The sequence below is a fragment of the Streptomyces europaeiscabiei genome (assembly GCF_036346855.1).
Lineage (GTDB): Bacteria > Actinomycetota > Actinomycetes > Streptomycetales > Streptomycetaceae > Streptomyces > Streptomyces europaeiscabiei.
On the sequence record NZ_CP107841.1, the window covers coordinates 1,387,857 to 1,412,122 of the forward strand.

Below are 24,266 nucleotides of genomic sequence, written 5' to 3' on the forward strand. Positions count from 1 at the left end.
TGTCACTTCCTTGAACCGGGCGGGCCGGGGCGTCGGGGGCGTGCGGGACCGGCGGGGTGCTCACGCGTCCCCCAGCTCTCGGTCGATCAGGTCGAAGAGGTCGCCCGCGGTCTCGGCCAGGGCCAGTTCCTCGTCGTCCTGTCCAGCGGGGGTGTCGGCTTGTCCGGCGGGGGTACCGGCCGGGGTGACGGGCTCGCCCTGCCAGCGGGAGAGCAGCTCACGCAGCCGGGCGGAGACCTTCTCCCGGTCCTCGCCGGCCACGTCCGAGTCGAGCAGCGCGCTCTCCAGGCGGTCCATCTCGCCGAGCAGGGCCTGCGTGGTGCCGGGAGGTTCCGGCAGGGACAGCTCGCCGAGCAGGTAACGGACCTGGGCGAGGGCGGTCGGGTAGTCGAAGACCAGGGTGGCGGGCAGTCGCAGGCCGGTGGCCGCGCCGAGCCGGTTGCGCAGCTCGACCGCGGTCAGGGAGTCGAAGCCCAGTTCCTTGAAGGTCTGCTCGGGGTCGATGTCGGCGGCCGAGCCGTGTCCGAGGACGGCCGCGGCCTGTTCGGCGACCACGTCCAGGAGCAGGTGCTCGCGGTCGGCGGCGGGCAACGGTGCCAGCCGTTCGGCGAGCGGCTGCGGGGCCTGCGCTGCGGGCGCCGCTCCCACGGCGGCCTGGGCCCGGCGTCGGGCGGGGGTGCGTACCAGGCCGCGCAGCAGCACCGGCAGGACGTCGTGGTGTTCGCGCAGGGCGGCCGGGTCGATGTCCATCGGCAGCAGCGCGGCCCGGTCGGAGTTTGCGGCGGCGTCAAGGAGACGCATGCCCTCACCGGCGTCGAGCGGCACCATGCCGGTACGGGCGTGGCGTTCGCGGTCGGCGTCGCTGAGCTCCCCGGTCATGCCGGCGTCCGGCAGCCAGGTGCCCCAGGCGAGGGACACCGCGGGCAGACCCTGGGCGCGCCGGTGGTGGGCGAAGGCGTCCAGGAACGCGTTGGCGGCCGAGTAGTTGGCCTGTCCGGCGCCGCCGAAGGTTCCGGCGACCGAGGAGAAGACCACGAACCGGGCGAGGTCGAGGTCGCGGGTGAGGTCGTGCAGGGCGGCCACCGCGTCGGCCTTCGGGCGCAGCGCCTCATCGAGCCGCTGGGGTGACATCGAGGACAGCACGCCGTCCGCGAGGACGCCGGCGGAGTGCACCACGGCGGTCAGCGGCCGGTCGGCGGGAATGCCCGCGAGGAGCGAGGCGAGCGCGGTGCGGTCGGCGATGTCGCAGGCGATGACGGTGACCTCGGCGCCCAGGGCGGCGAGTTCGGCCCGCAGTGCGGCCGCCTGCGGCGAGTCGGGGCCGCGCCGCCCGGCGATCAGCAGATGCCGTACGCCGTGCTCGGCGACGAGATGGCGGGCGGTGATCCGGCCGAGCCCGCCGAGCCCGCCGGTGAGCAGCACGGTGCCCGCGGGGTCCGGCGCGGCCGGCAGGGTCAGGACGACCTTGCCGATGTGCCGGGCCTGGCTGAGGAAGCGGAACGCCTCCGGTGCGCGGCGGACGTCCCACACGGCCATCGGCAGCGGCTTGAGGGCGCCGCGGTCGAAGAGGTCCACGAGGACGGCGAGCATCTCGCCGATCCGGTCGGGTCCGGCCTCGACCAGGTCGAAGGCGCGGTAGTCGACGCCCGGGTGGTCGGCGGCGACCCGGGCGGGGTCGCGGACGTCGGTCTTGCCCATCTCCAGGAACCGGCCGCCGCGCGGCAGCAGCCGCAGCGAGGCGTCCACGAACTCCCGGGCCAGCGAGTCGAGGACGACGTCGAAGCCGCGGCCCTCGGTCGCGTCGAGCAGCCGTTGCTCGAACCCGAGGTCGCGGGACGAGGCGAGGCGGGCGTCGTCGAGTCCCGCGGCCCGCAGCGCGTCCCACTTGGCGGGCGACGCGGTCCCGTGGACCACGGCGCCGAGGTGGCGGGCGAGCTGCACGGCGGCCGATCCGACGCCTCCGGCCGCGGCGTGCACGAGGACGTTCTCGCCGGGCTTCAGCCCGCCGAGGTCGACCAGCGCGTAGTACGCGGTGAGGTACACGATCGGGACGGTGGCGGCCTCCGCGAAGCTCCAGCCCTTCGGGATCCGCGCGACCATGCGGGCGTCGGCGACGGCGACGGGCCCGAAGGCTCCGGCGAACATGCCCATCACCCGGTCGCCGGGGGCGAGACCGGTGACGTCGGCGCCTACCTCGGTGACGACGCCCGCGCCCTCCAGACCGATCCCGGTGGCGTCACCGGGGTACATGCCGAGCGTGGTGAGGACGTCGCGGAAGTTGACGCCGGCCGCGCGCAGCGAGAGGCGCACCTCGTTCGGGGCGAGCGGGGCGGTGACCTCCGGGCAGGGCGCGAGCCGCAGCCCCTCCAGCGTGCCCTGCCGCTCCACCGCGAGCCGCCAGGTGTCCGCGCCGGCCGGCGGGACGAGGGTCCGGCCGGCGTCGAGCGGCACGATGTGCGGCACGGTCACCGTGCCGTCCTGTACGGCGAGTTCGAACGCGGTGTCGTCGAGTGCGGCGGGCAGCGCCGCCGTGGAGGCGTCGGTGCCGTCGGTGTCGGCGAGGACGAACCGGCCGGGGTTCTCGGTGCGGGCGGCCCGCACCAGACCCCAGACCGCCGCCTGCGCCGGGTCCGCGGGCCGGGGACCGGCCGGGACGGCGCCGCGTGTCACGACGGCGAGCCGGGCGTGCGCGAACGCCGGGTCGTCCACCCACCGCTGGAGGAGGGCCAGCACCTCGCCGGCGGTGGTTCGGGCAGCGTCGGCGAGGGTGCCGCCCACGGTCCCCTCGCCCGTCGCGGCCACGAGCGGCACGGCGTACAGGAGGGTGTCGGGCACCTCGTCGGCGTCCGCAAGGGCGTCCAGGCCGGGTACGGACCGCGCGGTGTGCCCGGCGGCGCGCAGGGCGGCGGCCAGTTCGTCGGCCTCGTCCGCGCCGACGACCGTCACCGTCGACGGGGCGGGCGTTTCGGAGTCGCCGGGGGTGACGGGACGCCAGTCCAGTTCGTACAGGCCCCGGTTGCCGGGCGCGCCGACGGTGGAGCCGGCGAGGTCGCCGCTGAGTTCGCGCAGGGTGAGCGAGCCGACGGAGGCGACCGGACGGCCCGCCGGGTCGGCGAGGGCGAGGCCGACGGCCTCCGGGCCCTCCTGGACCATCCGCAGCCGCAGCGCGGACGCGCCGACGGCGTCGAGGCGCACGTCGCTCCAGGAGAAAGGCAGCCGTCCGGCGTCCTTCATCGGCACGAACATCACCGCGTGCAGCGCGGCGTCGAGCAGTGCCGGGTGCAGGTCGAAGGCGTCGGCCGCGGGGGCGGCGTCGGCGGGCAGCTCGACCTCGGCGAAGACCTCCTCGCCGCGTGTCCAGACCCGGGTCAGGCCCTGGAACAGCGGGCCGTAGAGGTGGCCGCGGTCGGCGAACGCCTCGTAGAAGCCATCGAGCGGCACTTCCTCACCGCCCTCGGGCGGCCAGGCGGTGAAGTCATAGGGGGTGGCGGCCGTTTCGGTGGCCGCCGTTTCGGTGGCGACCGTGAGCAGGCCGCCGGCGTGCAGGGTCCATGGTGTGCCGGGTTCGGCGTCGTCGGGGCGGCCGTGCACGGTCAGCGGGCGGGCCCCGGTGGCGTCGGGTTCCTCGACGCGGACCTGGACCTGCACCCCGCCGTGCGCGGGCAGGGTGAGCGGGGCCAGGATCGTCAGCTCGGCGACCTGCTCGCAGCCGGTGCGGGCGCCCGCGTGCAGGGCCAGGTCGAGGAAGCCGGTCGCCGGGAACAGGGCGGTGCTGGTGAGGGCGTGGTCCTTCAGCCAGGAGTGGGAGCCCAGCGAGAAACGGCCGGTGAACACGTGGGTGGCGCCGTCGGCCAGCTCCACGGCCGCGCCGAGCAGTGGGTGACCGCTGGTGCCGAGGCCCGCGGCGGTGACGTCACCGAGCAGCACGGGCGGCTTCGGCCAGTACCGGCGGCGCTGGAAGGGGTAGGTGGGCAACTCGGCGGTGCGGGCGCCGGTGCCGTCGAAGAGGCGGGGCCACTCCACAGGCACGCCGTGGGCGAAGGCGCGGGCGACGGCGTCCAGGAGCGTCTCGCGCTCGTCGCGGTCCTTGCGCAGCGACGGCACGAACAGGGTGTGCTCGTCGTCCGTCGGGCAGCTCTGCGCCATGGCGGTCAGGGTGCCGTCGGGGCCGACCTCCACGAACCGGCCGACGCCGTGCGCGGCGAGCCAGCCGACGCCGTCCGCGAAGCGGACCGCCTCCCGCACGTGCCGCACCCAGTACTCCGGGTCCTCCAGCTCGCCGGGGGCGGCGCCGCGCCCGGTGACGTTGGAGACGACGGCCATGCGCGGCGGGGCGTAGGAGATGCTCGCGGCGACCTCGCGGAAGGCGTCGAGCATGGGCTCCATGAGCGGTGAGTGGAAGGCGTGGCTGACCCGCAGCCTGGTGGTGCGGCGCCCGTCGGCGGCGAGCCGCGCGGCGATGCCGGCGACCACGTCCTCGGTGCCGGAGACCACCACGGAGCGCGGCCCGTTGACGGCGGCGATGCCCGCGTCCGGGTGGCCCTCCAGCAGCGGCCGTACGTCGTCCTCGGCCGCCTCCACGGCGAACATGGCGCCGCCGGCTGGCAGTTCCTGCATCAGGCGGCCGCGGGCGGCGACGAGGGCGCAGGCGTCCTGGAGCGACATCACGCCGGCGATGTGGGCGGCGGCGATCTCGCCGACGGAGTGCCCGGCGACGAAGTCGGGCCGTACGCCCCAGGATTCCAGCAGGCGGTAGAGGGCGACCTCGAAGGCGAAGAGGGCGGGCTGGGCGTGCTCGGTGCGGTTCAGCAGCTCGGCGTCGTCGCCGAACACGAGTCCGCGCAGGTCGTCGCCGAGATGGGCGCAGACCGCGTCGAAGGCGTCCGCGTAGACGGGGAAGGCCTCGTACAGGCCGCGGCCCATCCCCGGGCGCTGGGCGCCCTGACCGGAGAAGAGGAAGGCGGTCTTGCCTTCGCCGCGTTGGACGCCGGTGACCGTGTGCGGGCCGATCTCGCCGGTGGCGAGCAACCGCAGCCCGTCGGTCAGCGCGGCGCGGTCGGCGCCGAGGACGACGGCGCGGTGCTCGAACGCGGCGCGGGTCGCGGTGAGGGAGAGGCCGAGGTCCGCGGGGGTGAGGTCGGTGAACTCACCTATGTGGTCGAGGAGTTGTGCGGCCTGGGCGCGCAGCGCGTCCCGGCTGCGGGCACTGACCACCCACGGCACCGGACCACCACCACCCGGCACCCCGCCCGACTCCTCCGCCACCGACTCCTCGGTCACCGACTCCTCCGCCACCGACTCCTCGGTCACGATCTCCTCGGTCACCGGAACGGCCTCCAGCACCACATGCGCGTTCGTCCCACTGATACCGAACGACGACACACCCGCACGACGCGGACGCTCCACCACCTCCGGCCACTCACGCGCCTGAGTCAGCAGTTCCACCCCGCCCGACGACCAGTCGACGTGCGACGAGGGCGCATCCACATGCAACGTCGCCGGCAACATGCCATTCCGCATCGCCAGCACCATCTTCATCACACCCGCGACACCCGCACCCGCCTGCGTGTGACCCACATTCGACTTCACCGACCCCAGCCACAACGGCTGTCCCCCGGCCCGCTCCCGGCCATACGTGGCCAGCAACGCCTGCGCCTCGATCGGATCACCCAACCGCGTCCCCGTACCGTGCGCCTCCACCACATCCACCTCGGACGCAGCAACCCCCGCATCCACCAGAGCCGCACGAATCACCCGCTGCTGAGCCGGACCGTTCGGCGCACTCAAACCATTCGACGCACCATCCTGATTCACCGCCGAACCACGCACCACCGCCAACACCGGATGGCCGTTCCGCCGCGCATCCGACAACCGCTCCACCAGCAACAGACCACCACCCTCCGAGAACCCCGTCCCGTCCGCCGCATCAGCGAACGCCTTGCACCGACCATCCGCCGCCAACCCCCGCTGACGACTGAAGTCCACGAACAGACCGGGTGAGGCCATGACGGTGATGCCGCCGGCGAGGGCGAGGTCGCACTCGCCGCTGCGCAGCGACTGCGCGGCCAGGTGGAGGGCCACCAGGGAGGCGGAGCAGGCCGTGTCGACGGTGACCGCCGGGCCCTCCAGACCGAAGGTGTACGACAACCGGCCGGAGACGACGCTGGCGGCGTTGCCGGTCAGCATGTAGCCCTCGAAGTCCTCGCCGGAGGCGGCGAGCATGCCGGTGTAGTCCTGCCCGTTGGTGCCGGCGAAGACGCCGGTGCGGCTGCCGCGCAGCGCACGCGGGTCGATGCCCGCCCGCTCGAACGTCTCCCAGGCCATCTCCAGCAGCAGACGCTGCTGCGGATCCATGGCGACGGCCTCACGTGGCGAGATGTTGAAGAACGCCGGGTCGAACCCGCCCGCGTCGCTGAGGAATCCACCGGTCCGGGTGTAGACGGTGCCGACCTTGCCGGGGTCGGGGTCGTAGAGGGTGTCGAGGTCCCAGCCGCGGTCCTCGGGGAAGGGCACCAGGCCCTCCTCGCCTTCCAGGAGCATCCGCCACAGTTGTTCGGGGGTGCGGATGTCGCCGGGGAAGCGGCAGCCCATGGCGACGATGGCGATGTCGTCGTCGAGGGCGGCGGAGCGGCGTGGGGTGTCGTCCGGGGTGGCGGGCACGGTGTCGGCGGCGACCTCGGCGAGCAGGAAGTCGGCGAGGGCGCGGCAGTTGGGGTGGTCGAAGACGAGGGTGCTGGGCAGGCGCAGGCCGGTGATGCGGTTCATGCCGTTGCGCAGTTCGACGGCGCTGAGCGAGTCGATGCCCAGGTCGGTGAAGGGGCGTTCCGGTTCGACGGCGTCGGCGGCGGGGTAGCCGAGGACGCCCGCTACATGGCCGCGCACGATCTCCAGGACGGCTCCGGCCCGTTCGTAGTCGGGCAGGGCGGCCAGGTGGGTGTGGAGCGATGAGGCGTCGGCGGTGGCGGACGCGCTGTCCTGGCGCGTGGTGTCCAGCGCCCGGCGGGCGGCGGGCAGTTCGTCCAGCAGGTGGCTGGGGCGGGGCGCGGTGAAGGACGGGGCGTAGGTGTCCCAGCGCAGGTCGGTGACGACGACGTGGGTGTCGCCGAGGTCGAGGGCGTGGCCGAGGGCCTCGCAGGCTGCGGCGGTGTCCATGGGGTGGACTCCGTGGCGCCGCATGCGGTCGCCGGCCGCGTCGCCGACCATGCCGCCGTCGGCCCACAGTCCCCAGGAGACGGCGGTGGCAGGCAGTCCGGCGGCGCGGCGTTCGGCGGCGAGGGCGTCGAGGTAGGCGTTGCCGGGGGCGTAGTTGCCGAGGCCCGCGCCGCTGAGGACGCCCGCGGTGGAGGAGAACAGCACGAAGGCGGAGAGGTCGAGGTCCCGGGTGAGCTCGTGCAGGGCGCGGGCGGCGGTGGCCTTGCCGCGCAGGACGGGGTCCATGCGGCCGGGGGTGAGTGAGTCGATGACGCCGTCGTCGAGGGACCCGGCCGCGTGGAACACGGCGTCGAGGGGCCGGTCGGCGGGCACGCCCGCGAGCAGTCGGGCGAGGTCGGCGCGGTCGGACACGTCGCAGGCGGCGAGGGTGACGTCGACGCCGCGGGCGGCGAGTTCGTCGCGCAGGCCGGTGGCGCCGGGCGCGTCGGCGCCGCGGCGGCCGGCCAGCACCAGGTGGGTGGCGCCGCGGTCGGCGAGCCAGCGGGCGACATGACCGCCGAGGGCGCCGGTGCCGCCGGTGACGAGGACCGTGCCGCGGGGCCGCCAGGTCTCGGCGGGGACGTCGGCGCCGGGGGCGTGGACCAGGCGGCGGCCGTGGGCGCCGGTGGCGCGCAGCGCGATCTGGTCCTCCTGGCCGGGATCGGCGAGAACGGTGGCGAGGCGGGTGGCACTGCGGGCGTCGAGGTCGGCGGGCAGGTCGATGAGGCCGCCCCAGCGGTCGGAGTGCTCCAGGGCGGCGACCCGGCCGAAGCCCCAGACGAGGGCCTGGGCGGGGTCCGGCGCGGGGTCGGCGCCACCGACGGCCACGGCGCCTCGGGTGGCGCACCACAGGGGGGCGTCGAGGCCGAGGTCGCCGAGGGCCTGGACCAGGGCGAGGGTTCCGGCGAGCCCGACGGGGACGGCCGGATGGTCGGGGTGCGCGCGGGTGTCGAGAGCGAGGAGGGAGAGCACACCCGCGGGGCGTACGGCGTCCTCGTCGGTGGCGAGCAGGCCGGCGAGGGCGGCGCGGTCGAGGGCGCCGTCGGGCACGGTGATCAGCCGGACGGTGCGTGCGCCGCCTGCGGAGAGTGCGTCGGCGACGGCGTCGGCAGTGCGGGCGTGCCCGGTGGTGTCGGCGGGGGCGAGGAGCAGCCAGGTGCCGGTGAGGGTGGCCGGGCCGGGGGTGAGGGGGCTGAACGCGACGCGGTAGCGCCAGGCGTCGGTGGTGGCGCGTTCGCGCTGGGTGCGCCGCCAGTTCGACAGGGCGGGCAGGACGCTGCTGAGGGGGGCGTCGGCGGCCAGGTCCAAGGCGTCGCTGAGGCTCTGGAGGTCCTCCTGCTCGACGGTCTCCCAGAAACGGGCCTCGACGGAGTCCGTGTCGGGCGCGCCGTCGGCGTGACCGGCCGCGGCGGTCTCACGGAGGGTGGGCCAGTAGCGCTGGTGCTCGAACGGGTAGGTGGGCAGGTCGGTACGGGCGGCGCCGGTGCCGCCGAAGACCGTCTCGAAGTCGATGTCGACGCCGTGCGCGTGAGCTTCGGCGAGCGCGGTGAGGAACTGCCTGAGGCCGCCCTGGTCGCGGCGGAGGGAGCCGAGGACGGCACCGTCCACGCCGGCCGCGTCGAGGGTGTCGCGCAGCCCGACGGCGAGCACGGGGTGCGGGCCGACCTCGACGAAGGTGCGGTGGCCGGCGGCGATCAGGCCTTGTACGGCCTCCTCGAAGCGGACGGTCTCGCGCAGGTTGGTGTACCAGTAGGTGGCGTCGAGCCCGGTGGTGTCCTGCCAGTCGCCGGTGAGGGAGGAGCGGAAGGGGATCTCCGCGTCGCGCGGGGTGATGCCGTCCAGGGCATCGAGGACGGTGTCCCGGATGGCCTCGACCTGCGCGGAGTGCGAACCGTAGTCGACGTCGACCTTGCGGGCGCGGATGCCGTCCGCGGTGAGGGCGGCGTGCAGTTCGTCCAGGGCCTCGGCCTCGCCGGAGACGACGACGGTGGCGGGCCCGTTGACGGCTGCGACGGCCAGGCGGTCCGCCCAGGGCGCCATGCGGGCGCGGGTGTCCTCGGCGGACAGCGGCACGGACATCATGCCGCCGGTTCCGGCGATGCGGGTGATGGCGCGGCTGCGCAGGGCGACGACGCGGGCGCCGTCCTCCAGGGTGAGCGCTCCGGCGGCGCAGGCGGCGGCGATCTCGCCCTGGGAGTGGCCGACGACGGCCGCCGGGCGTACGCCGTGGGCGCGCCACAGAGCGGCGGTGGCGACCATGACGGCCCACAGGGCGGGCTGGACGACATCGACGCGGGCGAGGTCGGCGGCGTCGGCGTCGCCGCGCAGCACGGCGCTCAGCGACCAGTCGACGTGCGGGGCCAGTGCCCGTTCGCAGCGGTCGATCCAGTCGGCGAACACGGTTGACTCCGCGAGGAGTTCGCGGGCCATACCGGCCCACTGGGCGCCCTGTCCGGGGAAGACGAGGACGGGTTCGGCGCCGCCCGGCACGGCGTCGGCGACCAGGGCGGGCGCGGTGAGCGGTCCGTCGGCGGCGAGTGCGGAGAGGGTCTCGTCGAGGCGGGTGACGTCGTCGGCGAGGACGGCGGCCCGGTGGGTGAGGGCGGCCCGGCCGACGGCGAGGGTGTAGGCGAGGTCGGTGAGCGGTGTGCCGGGCCGGGCGCGCAGGTGGGCGCGGAGCCGGGCGGCCTGGGCGCGCAGCGCGGCGGGGGTGCGGGCGGAGAGCACCACGGGTACGGCGGGCAGCGCGGCCCGCGCGGCGGGCCGGTCGGGGGTGTCGGGGGCCTGTTCGACGATGACGTGGGCGTTGGTGCCGCTCATGCCGAAGGAGGAGACTCCGGCGCGGTGGGCGCGGCCGGTGTCGGGCCAGGGGCGTTCCTCGGTGAGCAGGCGCACGTGTCCGGCGGTCCAGTCGACGTGCGGCGTGGGGTTGTCGGCGTACAGGGTGCGGGGCAGGACGCCTTCGCGCAGGGCCATCACCATCTTGATGACGCCGCCGACGCCGGCGGCGGCCTGGCTGTGCCCGATGTTGGACTTCAGGGAGCCGAGCCACAGCGGCCGGTCCTCGGCGCGGTCCTGGCCGTAGGCGGCGAGGAGGGCCTGGGCCTCGATGGGGTCGCCGAGGGTGGTTCCGGTGCCGTGCGCCTCGACGGCGTCCACGTCCTGCGGGGAGAGCCCGGCGGTCGCGAGGGCCTGCCGGATGACGCGCTGCTGCGAGGGGCCGTTGGGGGCGGTCAGGCCGTTGGAGGCGCCGTCCTGGTTGAGGGCGGAGCCGCGGATGACGGCGAGTACCTGGTGGCCGTGGCGGCGGGCGTCGGAGAGCCGTTCGAGGACGATCATGCCGACGCCCTCGGCCCAGCTGGCGCCGTCGGCGTCCGCGGAGAAGGGCTTGCAGCGGCCGTCCTCGGCAAGCGCACGCTGCCTGCTGAACTCGATGAGGGAGCCCGGCGTCGACATCACGGTGACGCCGCCGGCCAGGGCGAGTTCGCACTCGCCCTGGCGCAGGGACTGCGCGGCGAGGTGCAGGGCGACGAGGGAGGAGGAGCAGGCGGTGTCGACGGAGACGGCCGGGCCCTCCAGGCCGAGCGCGTAGGAGATGCGGCCGGACAGGACGCTGGGCGAGTTGCCGGTGCCGACGTAGCCCTCGAAGTTGTCGTCGGAGGCCGCGAGGATCGTCACGTAGTCCTGGTAGGTGACGCCGGCGAAGACGCCCGTGGCGGAGCCGCGGGCCGCGGCCGGGTCGACGCCCGCGCGTTCCAGGGCCTCCCAGGAGACCTCCAGGAGCAGGCGCTGCTGGGGGTCCATGGCGAGGGCCTCGCGGGGCGAGATGCTGAAGAACGCGGGGTCGAAGCGGCTGGCGTCGTGCAGGAAGCCGCCTTCCCGGGTGTAGACGGTGCCGGGGTGGTCGGGGTCGGGGTGGTAGAGCCGCTCGGGGCTCCAGTTGCGGTCGGTGGGCAGCGGCGAGATGCCGTCGGCTCCGGCGCGCACCAGGTCCCACAGGTCCTCGGGTCCGGCGATGCCGCCGGGGTAGCGGCAGGCCATGCCGACGACGGCGATCGGGTCGTCGTCGACGGCGCGGCGGGCGGCGACGGGGGTGCCGTCGCCGGCGGTGCCGAACAGGTCGTCGGCGAGGTGCCGGGCCAGTACGGCCGGGGTCGGGTGGTCGAAGACGAGGGTGGCGGGCAGGGTGACGCCGAGGGCGGTGCTGAGCCCGTTGCGCAGTTCGACCGCGGTCAGGGAGGTGAGGCCGAGGTCGGTGAAGGGCAGGGCCGGTTCGACGTCGTCGGGGCCGGCGTGTCCGAGCACGGCGGCGACACGGTCGCGGACGGTGGTGAGCAGGACGCGTTCGCGTTCCGCGGCGGGCCGGCCGGCCAGGCGTTCCAGGAGGCTGCCGGGCGGCTGGGTGCGGGCGGCGCGGCGGCGGACCTGCTCGGCGGGCGCCGCTGCCGAGTCACCGGTGGTCACCGGCGCGGCTGCGGGCGTGAGGGGCGCGCCGGGAACCGGACGCAGCAGCAGGGAGCCGATGGCCAGGACGGGTTCGCCGACCGCGTCGGCGGCGGTGAGGGCGAGGGTGTCGGGGCCGGTGCGCTCCAGACGGACGCGCAGGGTGGTGGCGCCGGTGGCGAACAGTCGGACCGGGCCGGCGGAGAACAGCATGCGCCCGTCGCCGAGGCCGTCGAACGCGCCGAGGCCCAGCGGGTGCAGGGCGGCGTCCAGAAGCGCCGGGTGCAGGTCGTGGCGGGCGGCGTCGGCGGAGGCGGACTCGGGGAGCGCGACCTCGGCGTACACGGCGGTGTCGTCCTGCCAGGCGGCCAGCAGGCCCTGGAAGACGGGCCCGTAGTCGAGTCCGGCCTCGCGCAGGCGGACGTAGAGGCCGTCGGTGGCGATCTCCTCCGCACCCGGCGGCGGCCAGGCCGTGAGGTCGTGGGCCGGGTCCGGTCCGGTCTCGGCGGTGAGGACGCCGGCGGCGTGCCGGGTCCACTCGGCGCCGGCGTCGGCCGCGGGGCGGGCGTGCACGGCGAAGGCACGGTCGCCGCGCGCGTCGGGTGCCTCGACGCGCAGTTGCAGGGCGACTCCGTCGTGCTCGGGCAGGGCCAGCGGGCGTTCCAGGACGAGTTCGCGGATCTGCGGGCGGGCGGCGTGGGCGCCGGCGGCCAGGGCGAGTTCGAGGAAGGCGGTGCTCGGGACGACGGCCGTGCCGCCGAGGCGGTGCGCGGCGAGCCAGCCCGTGGTGCGGGCGGTGAGGCGGCCGGTGAGCAGCAGGGTGTCGTCCACGGCGGACGGGACGACCGCGCCGAGCAGCGGATGACCGGCGGCGACGAGTCCGGCGGCGGCCGGATCACCCGTGGAGGGGGTGGTCTCGATCCAGTAGGGGTGGTGCTGGAAGGCGTAGGTGGGCAGGTCCACCGGGCGGGCGCCGGGGGCGGTGGCGGCGAGCACGGCGTGCCAGTCGACGGGTGCGCCGTGGGCGTGCAGGGCGCCGACGGCGGCCAGCAGCGTCTCCGCCTCGTCGCGGTCCTCGCGCAGGGTGGGCACGGCGAGTGGGGCGGTGCCCTGCCAGCCGCCCTGGGCGAGGGCGGTCAGGGTGGTGTCGGGGCCGAGTTCGAGGAGGCGGACGACGCCGCGTTCCTCCAGGGCGGTGACGCCGTCGGCGAACCGTACGGCATGCCGCACGTGCCGTACCCAGTATTCCGGGTCGGTGAGGTCGCCGGGCCCGGCGAGGCGGCCGGTGAGGTCGGAGACGACCGGGATGCGCGGCTCGGCGTACTCGACGGCGGCGGCGACGGCCCGGAAGTCGTCCAGCATGGCGTCCATGCGCGGGGAGTGGAAGGCGTGGCTGACCCGCAGACGGGTGGTCTTGCGGCCCTGTGCGGCGAAGTGGGCGGCGACCGCGAGCGCGGCGTCCTCGTCACCGGAGACGACCACGGAGCGGGGGCCGTTGACGGCGGCCACGCCAAGGACGTCCTCGCGTCCGGCGAGCAGCGGCAGCACTTCGTCCTCGGCTGCCTGGAGGGCGATCATCGCGCCGCCCTCGGGCAGTGCCTGCATCAGCCGGCCGCGGGCGGCGACCAGGCGGCAGGCGTCGGGGAGGGTGAGCACCCCGGCCACGTGGGCGGCGGCGATCTCGCCGACGGAGTGGCCGAGAAGGTGGGTGGGGCGCACCCCGAACGACTCCAGGAGCCGGAAGAGGGCGACCTCGGCGGCGAACAGGGCGGGCTGGGCGTACTCGGTGCGGTTCAGGGTGTCGGCGTCGTCCCCGTGCACGACCTCGACGAGCGGGCGCGGCAGCAGTCCGTCGAAGTGGCCGCAGACGGCGTCGAAGGCGTCGGCGTAAGCGGGGAACGCCTGGTACAGGCCGCGGCCCATGCCGGGACGCTGGGTGCCCTGGCCGGCGAACAGGAACGCGGTCCCACCCGTGGTGAGGGTGTTTCCGGTGACGACGGCGGGGTGTGTCCGGCCGTCGGCGAGCGCGCGGAGTCCGGCCAGCAGGGTGTCGCGGCCGGTGCCGGTGACGGCGGTGCGGTGCTCCAGCGGGGCGCGGGTGAACGCGAGGGCGTGTGCGACGTCGGCGGCGTCCAGGCCGCTGTGCTGTTCGAGGTGGGCGAGGAGCCGGCCGGCCTGGTCGCGCAGGGCGGGCGCGCTGCGCGCGGCGAGCAGCCAGGGCAGGGCGGTGCGGTCGGTGTCGGTGTCCCCGCGTCCGCGGGTGGGCGCGGTGGACGCGTCCGGCGTCGCGGGCGGTTCGGCGAGGATGACGTGGGCGTTGGTGCCCGAGACGCCGAACGCGGAGACACCGGCGCGGCGGACGCTCTCGCCGGCGGGCCAGGCGACGGCCTCGTGCAGCAGTCGGATCCGCCCGCTGTCCCAGTCGACGCGGGACGAGGGCTGCCCGGCGTGCAGGGTGCGCGGGAGGGTGTCGTTGCGCAGGGCGAGGATCATCTTGATGATGCCGACGGCTCCGGCCGCGGCCTGGGTGTGCCCCAGGTTGGACTTGACCGAGCCGAGCCACAGCGGCCGGTCCTCGGGCCGCTCCTGGCCGTACGCCGCCAGCAGCGCCTGCGCCTCGACGGGGTCGCCGAGGGTGGTGCCGGTGCCGTGCGCCTCCACCACGTCGACGTCCCGGGGGGAGAGCCCGGCGAAGGCCAGCGCCTGCCGGATGACACGTTGCTGGGAGGGGCCGTTGGGGGCGGTGAGGCCGTTGGAGGCGCCGTCCTGGTTGACGGCCGAGCCCTCCACCACGGCCAGCACGCGGTGACCTGCTCGGCGGGCGTCGGAGAGCCGCTCCACGACGAGTACGCCGACGCCCTCCGCCCAGCCGGTGCCGTCGGCGTCGTCGGAGAACGCCTTGCAGCGGCCGTCGGGTGCGAGGCCGCCCTGAAGGCTGAACTCGACGAACGCGCCCGGGTCCGCCATGACGGTGACGCCGCCCACGAGCGCCAGGTCGCACTCGCCGCCGCGCAGCGACTGCGCTGCCAGGTGCAGGGCCACCAGGGAGGAGGAACAGGCGGTGTCGACGGTGACGGCCGGGCCCTCCAGGCCGAGGGAGTAGGCGATACGGCCGGAGATCACGCTGCCCGCCTGACCGGTCAGCAGATGTCCCCCGAGCCCCTCGGGAATCTCGGTCAGACCGGTGGCGTAGCCGGAGCTGCCGGCTCCGACGAAGACGCCGGTGCGGGAGCCCTTCAGCGCGGTGGGGGCGATCCCGGAGTGTTCCAGGGCCTCCCAGGAGGTCTCCAGGACGAGCCGCTGCTGCGGGTCGAGGGCCTGGGCCTCGCGGGGGCTGATGCCGAAGAACGCGGCGTCGAACGCGGACGCCTGCGCCAGGAAGCCCCCGGACCGGGTGTCGCTGGCCTCCAGCAGGCCGGTCAGGTCCCAGCCGCGGTCCTCGGGGAAGGCGCCGACGGCGTCACCGCCGGCCGCGAGGAGATCCCACAGCCGGTCCGGGCCGTCGATGCCGCCGGGCAGACGGCATCCCATGCCGACGATGACGACGGGGTCGGTGTCGGTCGCCCGCACCGGGGCTTCCTGCCGCTCCCGCTCGGCCCCGTACAGCTCGTCCCGCAGGCGGGCGGCGACGGCGAGCGGCGTGGGGTGGTCGAAGACGAGGGTGCTGGGCAGGGGGACGCCGGTCTCGGCGGTGAGGGCGTTGCGCAGTTCGACCGCGGTCAGCGAGTCGAAGCCCATCTCGCGGAAGGCCCGGCCGACGGCGACGGCGGCCGGGTCGGTGTGGCCGAGCGCGGCGGCGGCCCGGCGGCGCACCAGGTCGAGCAGGGCGGCGTCGCGCTCCTCGGTGGTGAGCGGGGCGAGCCGGTCCCTCAGCGCGGCGCCGACCGCGTCGACGGCGGTGTCGGTCGCCGCCGCGACGGCCGCGCCGGGCAGGGCGGCGAGCAGGGGGCTGGGGCGTCCGGTGGTGAACGCGGACGCGAACAGTGCCCAGTCGACGTCGGCGACGACGACGGTGGTGTCCTGGGCGGTCAGGGCACGGTCGAGCGCGGTCAGCGCGGCGTCGGGGTCGACCGGGCGCAGGCCGCGGCGGTTCAGCAGGTGCTGCGCGGCCTCGTCGGCGGCCATGCCGGTGCCGCCCCACGGGCCCCAGGCCACGGAGGTGGCGGCCAGGCCGCGGGCGCGCCGACGCTCGACGAGCGCGTCCAGGTGGGCGTTGGCGGCGGCGTAGCCGGCCTGCCCTCCGCTGCCCCACACGCCGGCGATGGAGGAGAACACCACGAACGCCGACAGGCCGCTGTCGCGGGTCAGTTCGTCCAGGTGGTCGGCGGCGTCCGCCTTGGCGCGCAGCACGGCGGCGAGCCGGTCGGGCGAGTACGAGGCGATCACGTCGTCGTCCAGGACGCCCGCGCAGTGCACGACGGCGTCGACGGGGTGTGCGGCCAGCAGCCGCGCCACGGTGTCCCGGTCCCCCATGTCGCAGGCGGCCACGGTCACCCGCGCACCCAGCCCGACGAGTTCGCCCCGCAGGTCGTCGGCGCCGGGCGCGTCCGTACCCCGACGGCTGGTCAGCACCAGCTCCCGGGCACCGCGCGCGACGGCCCAGCGGGCGACTCGGGCCCCGAGAGCACCGGTGCCACCCGTGATCAGGACACGCTCCGGAGCCGCCCACGCGCCGGTGGCGCCGGGGGCGGGAGCGGGCGTCAGACGGCGGGCGTACGCGTCGGTTCCGCGTACGGCGACCTGGTCCTCGTCGCCGGCGGCGAGCACGGCGACGGTCCGCGCGAGGGTGCGTCGGTCCGGCCGGACGGGCAGGTCGAGCAGTCCGCCCCACACGTCGGGGTGTTCGAGCGCGGCGACCCGGCCCAGCCCCCATACGGCGGCCCGTCGTGGATCGACGGCGGCCTCGGTGCCACCGCCCACGGCGACGGCACCGCTGGTCACGAGCCACAGCGGCGCGGCGACCGCCGCGTCGCCGTATGCCTGCACGAGGGTGAGGGCGCTCTGTACACCGGGCAGGCAGGACAGCACACCGGCGATCGGCGCCCCGTCGGCGACGGCCGCGGCGAACACCTCGCCCAGGGCGGCGCGGCCGAGGTCGGCGCAGATCACGCGTTCGAGTCCCGGCAGGAACTCCTCGATGCCGGAGAGGACGGAGTCGCCGTCGGTGCCGGCGTCGGTGCCGGTGTCGGCCTGCAGCAGCAGCCACCGCCCGTCGGCCGTGCGGGGCACGGCCGGGGCGAGCCGCTCCCAGCGGACCCGATAGCGCCAGGCGTCCGCGGTGGTCCGCTCCGCCTCGGCACGCCGCCACGCGGTCAACGCGGGCACGACGCTCTCCAGTTCGGTGCCGTCGAGATCCAGCACGCCGGCCAGCTCTTCGGCGTCACCACGGTCCACGGCCTGCCAGAACGCGGCCTCTCCGGCCGTCGCCACGGAGGCCGTACCGGTACCCGTCCCCGTCCCCGTCGCACCACGCCGTGGTTCGGGCCAGTACCAGGTGCGCTGGAAGGCGTAGGTGGGAAGCGGGAAGGCGGGCCGCACCGCGCCGAGCACCATGTTCCAGCCGACCGGTACTCCGGCGGCGTGCAGCACGGCCAGCGCGGCGGTCAGCGCGTCGGCCTCGGGCCGGTCCTTGCGCTGGACGGGTACGCAGACCGCGTCGTCGACGTCACCGAGCACGGTCCGGGCGAGGGCGGTGAGGGTTCCGTCGGGGCCGATCTCCAGGAAACGCGTCACCCCCTCGGCCGCCAGGGCGCTCACTCCGTCGGCGAACCGAACGGCCTGACGGACGTGCCGTACCCAGTACTCGGCCGACGCCAACTCCCCCTCGGCGGCGAGGCGTCCGGTCACGTTCGACACGACGGGGATAGCGGGTGCTCCGTACGCGATCCCTTCCGCGACGGTACGGAAGGCGTCGAGCATCGGCTCCATCAGCGGGGAGTGGAAGGCATGCGACACCCGCAGACGCGAGACACGTCGGCCCCGCGCCTTCAGTACCTCGGCGACCGCGCTCACAGCAGCCTCGGCTCCGGCGATCACCACCGACCGCGGACCGTTCACCGCCGCGACCGACACCTGCGCCGGGTCCAGCAAAGGCAGGACCTCGTCCTCGGCGGCCTCCACCGCCACCATCGCCCCACCCGACGGCAACTCCTGCATCAGCCGGCCACGCGCCACCACCAGGGCACACGCATCCTCCAGCGACAACACCCCCGCCACATGCGCGGCAGCGATCTCACCGACCGAATGACCCACCACGAAGTCCGCACGTACCCCGAAGGACTCCACCAGCCGGAACAGAGCCACCTCGACCGCGAACAACGCCGGCTGCGTCCACTCGGTGCGGTTCAACCGCTCCGCGTCGTCACCGAGAACCACGTCCCGCAGCCCCGAACCCACCTGCGCGCACACCTCGTCGAAGGCATCCGCGAAAACGGGGAACGCCTCGTACAACTCCCGGCCCATCCCGGGCCGCTGCGCACCCTGACCGGAGAACAGGAACGCCGTCCGGCCCTCGCCCGCGATCCCGCTCACGACATGGGGGGTCGGCTCGCCGTCCGCCAACGCGGCCAGCGCAGCAACGAGTTCGGCACGGTCACGGCCCCGGACTACGGCCCGGTGCTCGAACGCGGTACGCGTGGTGGCGAGCGCCGAGGCGATCTCCATGGGGTCGGCCTCGGGCGCGGACCTTACGACGTCCAGCAGGCGGGCGGCCTGGGCACGCAGAGCGTGAGCACCTCGACCGGACAGAACCCATGGGATCACGGGCAGCCCGGCGGGCTCTGTCGGCTCTGTCGGCTCTGTCGGCTCGACGCTCTCGGCAGGCGCCTGTTCCAGGATGACGTGGGCGTTGGTACCGCTCAGACCGAACGACGACACGCCCGCACGACGCGCACGTCCCACCTCAGGCCACGGCCGCTGCCCGGTCAGCAGCTCCACGCCACCCGACGACCAGTCGACCTGCGACGACGGCTCATCCGCGTGCAACGTCGCCGGCAGCACACCGTGCCGCAGCGCCTCAACCATCTTGATCACACCGGCCACACCCGCGGCCGCCTGCGTGTGACCCAGATTCGACTTCACCGACCCCAGCCACAACGGCCGCCCCCCGGACCGGTCTTGGCCGTACGTGGCCAGCAACGCCTGCGCCTCGATCGGATCACCCAGCCTGGTACCGGTGCCGTGCGCCTCCACCACATCCACCTCGGACGCAGCAACCCCCGCACCCGCCAACGCAGCACGGATCACCCGCTGCTGAGCCGGACCGTTCGGCGCCGTCAGCCCGTTGGACGCACCGTCCTGATTGACCGCCGAACCACGCACCACCGCAAGAACCCGATGACCATTGCGGCGCGCGTCCGACAACCGCTCCACCAGCAGCACACCCGCACCCTCACCCCACCCGGTCCCGTCCGCACCCTCACCGAACGCCTTGCACCGGCCGTCACCCGCCAGACCCCCCTGACGGCTGAACTCCACGAACGCACCCGGCGTCGACATCACCGTCACACCACCGGCCAACGCCAGATCGCACTCCCCCGACCGCAGCGACTGCACCGCGAGATGCAGGGCTACCAGCGATGACGAACACGCGGTGTCGACGGTCACCGCCGGACCCTCCAGGCCCAGCACGTACGACACCCGGCCCGAGGCCACACTCGCCGCGTTGCCGGTGCCCACGTATCCGCCGAAGTCGCCCTCCGACACGCTCAGCAACGCCGGATAGTCCTGACCGTTCGTCCCCGCGAACACACCCACCCGCGAACCACGCAGCGACCGCGGGTCAACGCCCGCCCGCTCCACGGCCTGCCACGACGCCTCCAGCAGCAACCGCTGCTGCGGATCCATCGCCAACGCCTCACGCGGCGACACTCCGAAGAACTCCGCGTCAAAACCACCGACACCGTCGAGGAAACCGCCTCGCGCGGTGTGGCTGGCGTAGGGGTTGTCGGCATCCGGGGCGAAGAGGAGGTCGAGGTCCCAGCCACGGTCGGTGGGGAAGTCACCGATGCCGTCCCGGCCGTCCGCCAACATCGCCCACAGATCCTCGGGCGACTCCACACCACCCGGGAAACGACACGCCATCCCGACGATCGCCACCGGCTCGTCGACCACAGCCACCGCAGCAACCACCGGCGCGGCCGCACCCTCGTCCCCGAACAGCTCTCCGTACAAGAACGCAGCCAGCGCCAGCGGAGTCGGGTGGTCGAAGACCACCGTCGTCGGAAGAGTGGCACCCGTGGCAGCCGCCAGGACGTTGCGCAGCTCGACCGCGATCAACGAATCCACACCCAGATCACGGAACGCCCGCTCAGCGCCCACCTGCGCGGGGCCGTCGTAGCCGAGTGCGGCGGCGGCCCGGGTGCGGACCTCGGTGAGCAGTTCGCGCTGTCGGGCCTCGGGGGTGAGGCCGGCCAGGCGGGCCCGGAGTCCGGTGGTGGCTGTGGCCGCGGTCTGAGGAGCCTCCGGAGCGTGGTAGACCTCGGCGAGCAGCGGACTGGGGCGGACGGCGGTGAAGGCGGGACCGAAGCGTGACCAGTCGATGTCGGCTATGAGAACCGCTGCCGGACCGTCAGTGGCGCAGGCCCCCAGCGCGTCGAGCGCCTGTTCGGGGTCGAGGAGGCCGACGCCGCCGCGCTGCTGGCGGCCCTCGGCGTCGGTGTCGGCTGCCATGCCGCCGCCCGCCCACGGGCCCCACGCGATCGATGTGGCCGGCAGCCCCTCGCCCCGGCGCCGCTCGGCGAGGGCGTCGAGGACGGCGTTGGCGGCGGCGTAGTTGGCTTGTCCGGCGGAGCCGACGGTGCCGGCGAAGGAGGAGAACAGGACGAAGGCGGAGAGGTCACGGTCCCGGGTCAGCTCGTCCAGGTTCCGTGCCCCGGCGGCCTTCGCCGCGAAGACGGTGCGCAGCGCACGCGGGGTGAGCCCGTCGAGGACCCCGTCCTGAAGCACTCCGGCCGTGTGGACCACGGCGTCCACCGGGTGAGCGTCGAGCAGTGCCCGCAGCGCCTCTCGGTCGGTCAGGTCGAGTGCGCCGAAGGTGACTTGGGCGCCGAGTTCGCGGAGTTCGGCGTGCAGTGCGTCGGCGCCCGGGGCCTGGGCGCCGGTGCGGCTCACCAGGAGCAGGTGGGCGGCGCCGTTCCGGGCCGCCCAGCGGGCCACCCGGGCGCCGAGAGCACCGGTGCCGCCGGTCACCAGGACCGTTCCGGTGGGCCGCCAGGCCGCCTCGGGCTGCGGCGGCGCGGGAACGAGGCGGCGGCCGAGGAGTCCGCCGGTACGGACGGCGGCCTGGTCCTCGCGCGGACCGCCCGCCGCGCCGTCGGCGAGCAGGCTGACGAGACGGGTGGTGGACCGCCGGTCAAGCGTGTGCGGCAGGTCGATCAGGCCGCCCCAGCGGTCGGGGTGTTCCAGAGCGGCGACGCGGCCGAGGCCCCAGACTGCGGCCTGGTCCGGGTCCGGCGCCGAATCGCCCTCCGCAGCGGTGACGGCTCCGCGGGTGAGTGTCCAGAGCGGGGCCGTGACACCGGCGTCACCGAGGGCCTGCACGAGCACGGCGGTGGAGGCGACGCCGTCGGGCACGTCCCTGCCCTCTCGCCCATTCAGTGCGAGCAGGGAAAGAACGCCGGCGAGCGGGGCGTCACCGGCCGTGGCGGCGATACGCCGGGCGAACTCGGCACGGGCGTCGCCAGGATGGTGGTCGACCGTGACCGGCTCGGCGCCCGCGTCGAGCAGGGCGGCCGTCAGCGCGCCGTCCCATCCGTCGTCGCCGTGCAGGGAGACGGGACGCAGGACCAGCCAGCGCCCGGACAGCCGGGCCGCCTCGGGCAGGCCCACGACAGGGCGCCAGACGGCGCGGTGGTACGGCCCCGAGGCGGCGACGGCCGAGCCGTCCTCCGCGTAGGAGCGCTCCAACCAGTAGCGGTCGCGTCGGAAGGCGTAGGTGGGCAGTTCGACCGGGCGGGCCCCGGGGAAGAAGGCGGACCAGTCCACCGCCGCACCACCCAGATGCAGGCGCGCCAGGGCCGTCACCAGGGTCCCGCTCTCCGTACCGTCCTTGCGGAGCAGCGGGACGAACAGCCCGTCCGACAGGCAGTTCTGGGCGAGGGCGGTGAGGGTGCCGTCGGGGCCGATCTCCAGGAAACGCGTCACCCCCTCGGCCGCCAGGGCGCTCACTCCGTCGGCGAACCGAACGGCCTGACGGACATGCCCTACCCAGTACTCGGCCGACGCCAACTCCCCCTCGGCGGCCAGGCGTCCGGTCACGTTCGACACAACTGGGATGGCAGGGGTTCCGTAGGTGACCCGCTCCGCGACCTCACGGAACGCGTCGAGCATCGGCTCCATCAACGGGGAGTGGAACGCGTGCGACACCCGTAGGCGGGAGGTACGTCGGCCCCGCGCCTTCAGTACCTCGGCGACCTCCGTGACAGCAGCCTCGACACCGGCGATCACCACCGACCGCGGACCGTTCACCGCCGCGACCGACACCAACGCCGCATCCAGCAAAGGCAGGACCTCGTCCTCGGCGGCCTCCACCGCCACCATCGCCCCACCGGAGGGCAGCTCCTGCATCAACCGGCCACGCGCCACCACCAGAGCGCACGCATCCTCCAGCGACAACACCCCCGCCACATGCGCCGCAGCAATCTCACCGACCGAATGACCGATGACGAAGTCGGGGCGCACACCGAACGACTCCACCAGGCGGAACAGAGCCACCTCAACCGCGAACAACGCCGGCTGCGTCCACTCCGTACGACCCAACAACCCCGCGTCATCACCGAACACCACATCCCGCAACCCGGATCCGACATGCGCACACACCGCATCGAAAGCATCCGCGAAAACGGGGAACGCCTCGTACAACTCCCGGCCCATCCCGGGCCGCTGCGCACCCTGACCGGAGAACAGGAACGCCGTCCGGCCCTCACCCGCGGTACCGGTGGTGACCTGGGAGGCGGAGTCGCCGTCCGCCAACGCTGCCAGCGCGGCGACGAGTTCGGCACGGTCGGTGCCGAGAAGGACGGCACGGTGGGGGTGGGCGGTGCGGGTGGTGGCCAGGGAGGCGGCCAGGTCGTAGGGGTCGGTGTCCGGGTGTTCGGTCACGTGAGCGGTCAGGCGGTGTGCCTGGGCTCGCAGGGAGTCCTCGTCGCGGGCGGACAGGAGCCAGGGCAGCACGGGGAGGGCGGCACGCGGCGCCTCATCCGGGGCGGGCTCGTCACCGGCGGGTTCGGGTGCCTGTTCGATGATGGCGTGGGCGTTGGTGCCGGAGACACCGAAGGCCGAGACGCCGACGCGGCGCGGGTGGTCGGAGCCGGGCCAGTCGACGGCCTCGGTGAGCAGCCGGACGTGACCGGCACTCCAGTCGACGTGGGTGGAGGGGCGTTCGGCGTGCAGGGTGGACGGCAGGACGCCGTGGCGCAGGGCGAGAACGGACTTGATGACGCCGACGACGCCCGCGGCCGCCTGGGTGTGGCCGATGTTGGACTTGGCGGAGCCGAGCAGCAGCGGACGGTCGTCGGGACGGCCCTGACCGTAGGTGGCGAGGAGGGCCTGGGCCTCGATGGGGTCGCCGAGGCTGGTGCCGGTGCCGTGCGCCTCGACGGCGTCCACGTCCTGCGGGGCGAGTGAGGCGTTGGCGAGCGCGGCGAGAATGACGCGTTGCTGGGACTGTCCGTTGGGGGCGGTGAGTCCGTTGGAGGCACCGTCCTGGTTGACGGCGCTGCCGCGCAGGACGGCGAGGACCCGGTGGCCGTTGCGGCGGGCGTCGGAGAGCCGCTCGACGACGATCGTTCCGGCGCCCTCGGACCAGCCGGTGCCGTCGGCGTCGTCGGAGAACGCCTTGCAGCGGCCGTCGCCGGCGAGGCCGCCCTGCCGGTCGAACTCGATGAAGGCGCCGGGGCTGGACATGACGGTGACGCCGCCGACGACCGCGAGGGAGCACTCGCCGGAGCGCAGCGACTGGGCGGCCAGGTGCAGGGCGACGAGGGAGGAGGAGCAGGCGGTGTCGACGGTGACGGCGGGGCCCTCCAGGCCGAGGGCGTAGGCGACGCGGCCGGAGAGGACGGACATGGAGTTGCCGGTGAGCAGGTGGCCCCGGACGTCGTCGGGCACCTCGCGCAGGCCGGAGGTGTAGCCCTGGTCGCTGCATCCGACGAAGACACCGGAGCGGCTGCCGCGCAGCGTGAGGGGGTCGATGCCGGCGCGTTCGAAGGCCTCCCAGACCACTTCGAGCAGCAGGCGCTGCTGGGGGTCCATGGCGAGGGCCTCGCGCGGGGAGATCCCGAAGAAGGCAGGGTCGAAGCGGTCCGCGTCGTGCACGAAACCGCCACGGTGACGCCCGCCCCCGGTACCGGCCGGTGTCCCCGGTGCCGTGGGCCAGCCGCGGTCGGCGGGCCAGTCCGTCACCGCGTCGGTCCCGGAGACCAGCAGGTCCCAGAAGTCGTCGGGGGTGCGCACGTCGCCGGGCAGACGGCAGCTCATGCCGACGATGGCGACGGGCTCCTGCTCGCGGGTCTCCAACTGCCTCAGTTTGCGGCGGGTGTTGTGGAGATCGAGGGTGACCCGCTTGAGGTAGTCCCGAAGCTGCGCTTCCTTCGTCATGGACTGCCCCCATGGTGTGCGGTTTCGGTGATGGG

The 24,266-nt window shown here is 74.7% G+C and carries 1 protein-coding gene; it reads right to left on the minus strand.

Annotated features, from left to right (window positions below; genetic code table 11):
• Window positions 1-60: 60 nt before the first annotated feature.
• A complete protein-coding gene (locus OG858_RS06075; RefSeq protein WP_328545072.1) occupies window positions 61-24,231 on the minus strand; it encodes a type I polyketide synthase in 24,171 nt (8,056 codons plus the stop codon).
• Window positions 24,232-24,266 lie beyond the last annotated feature (35 nt).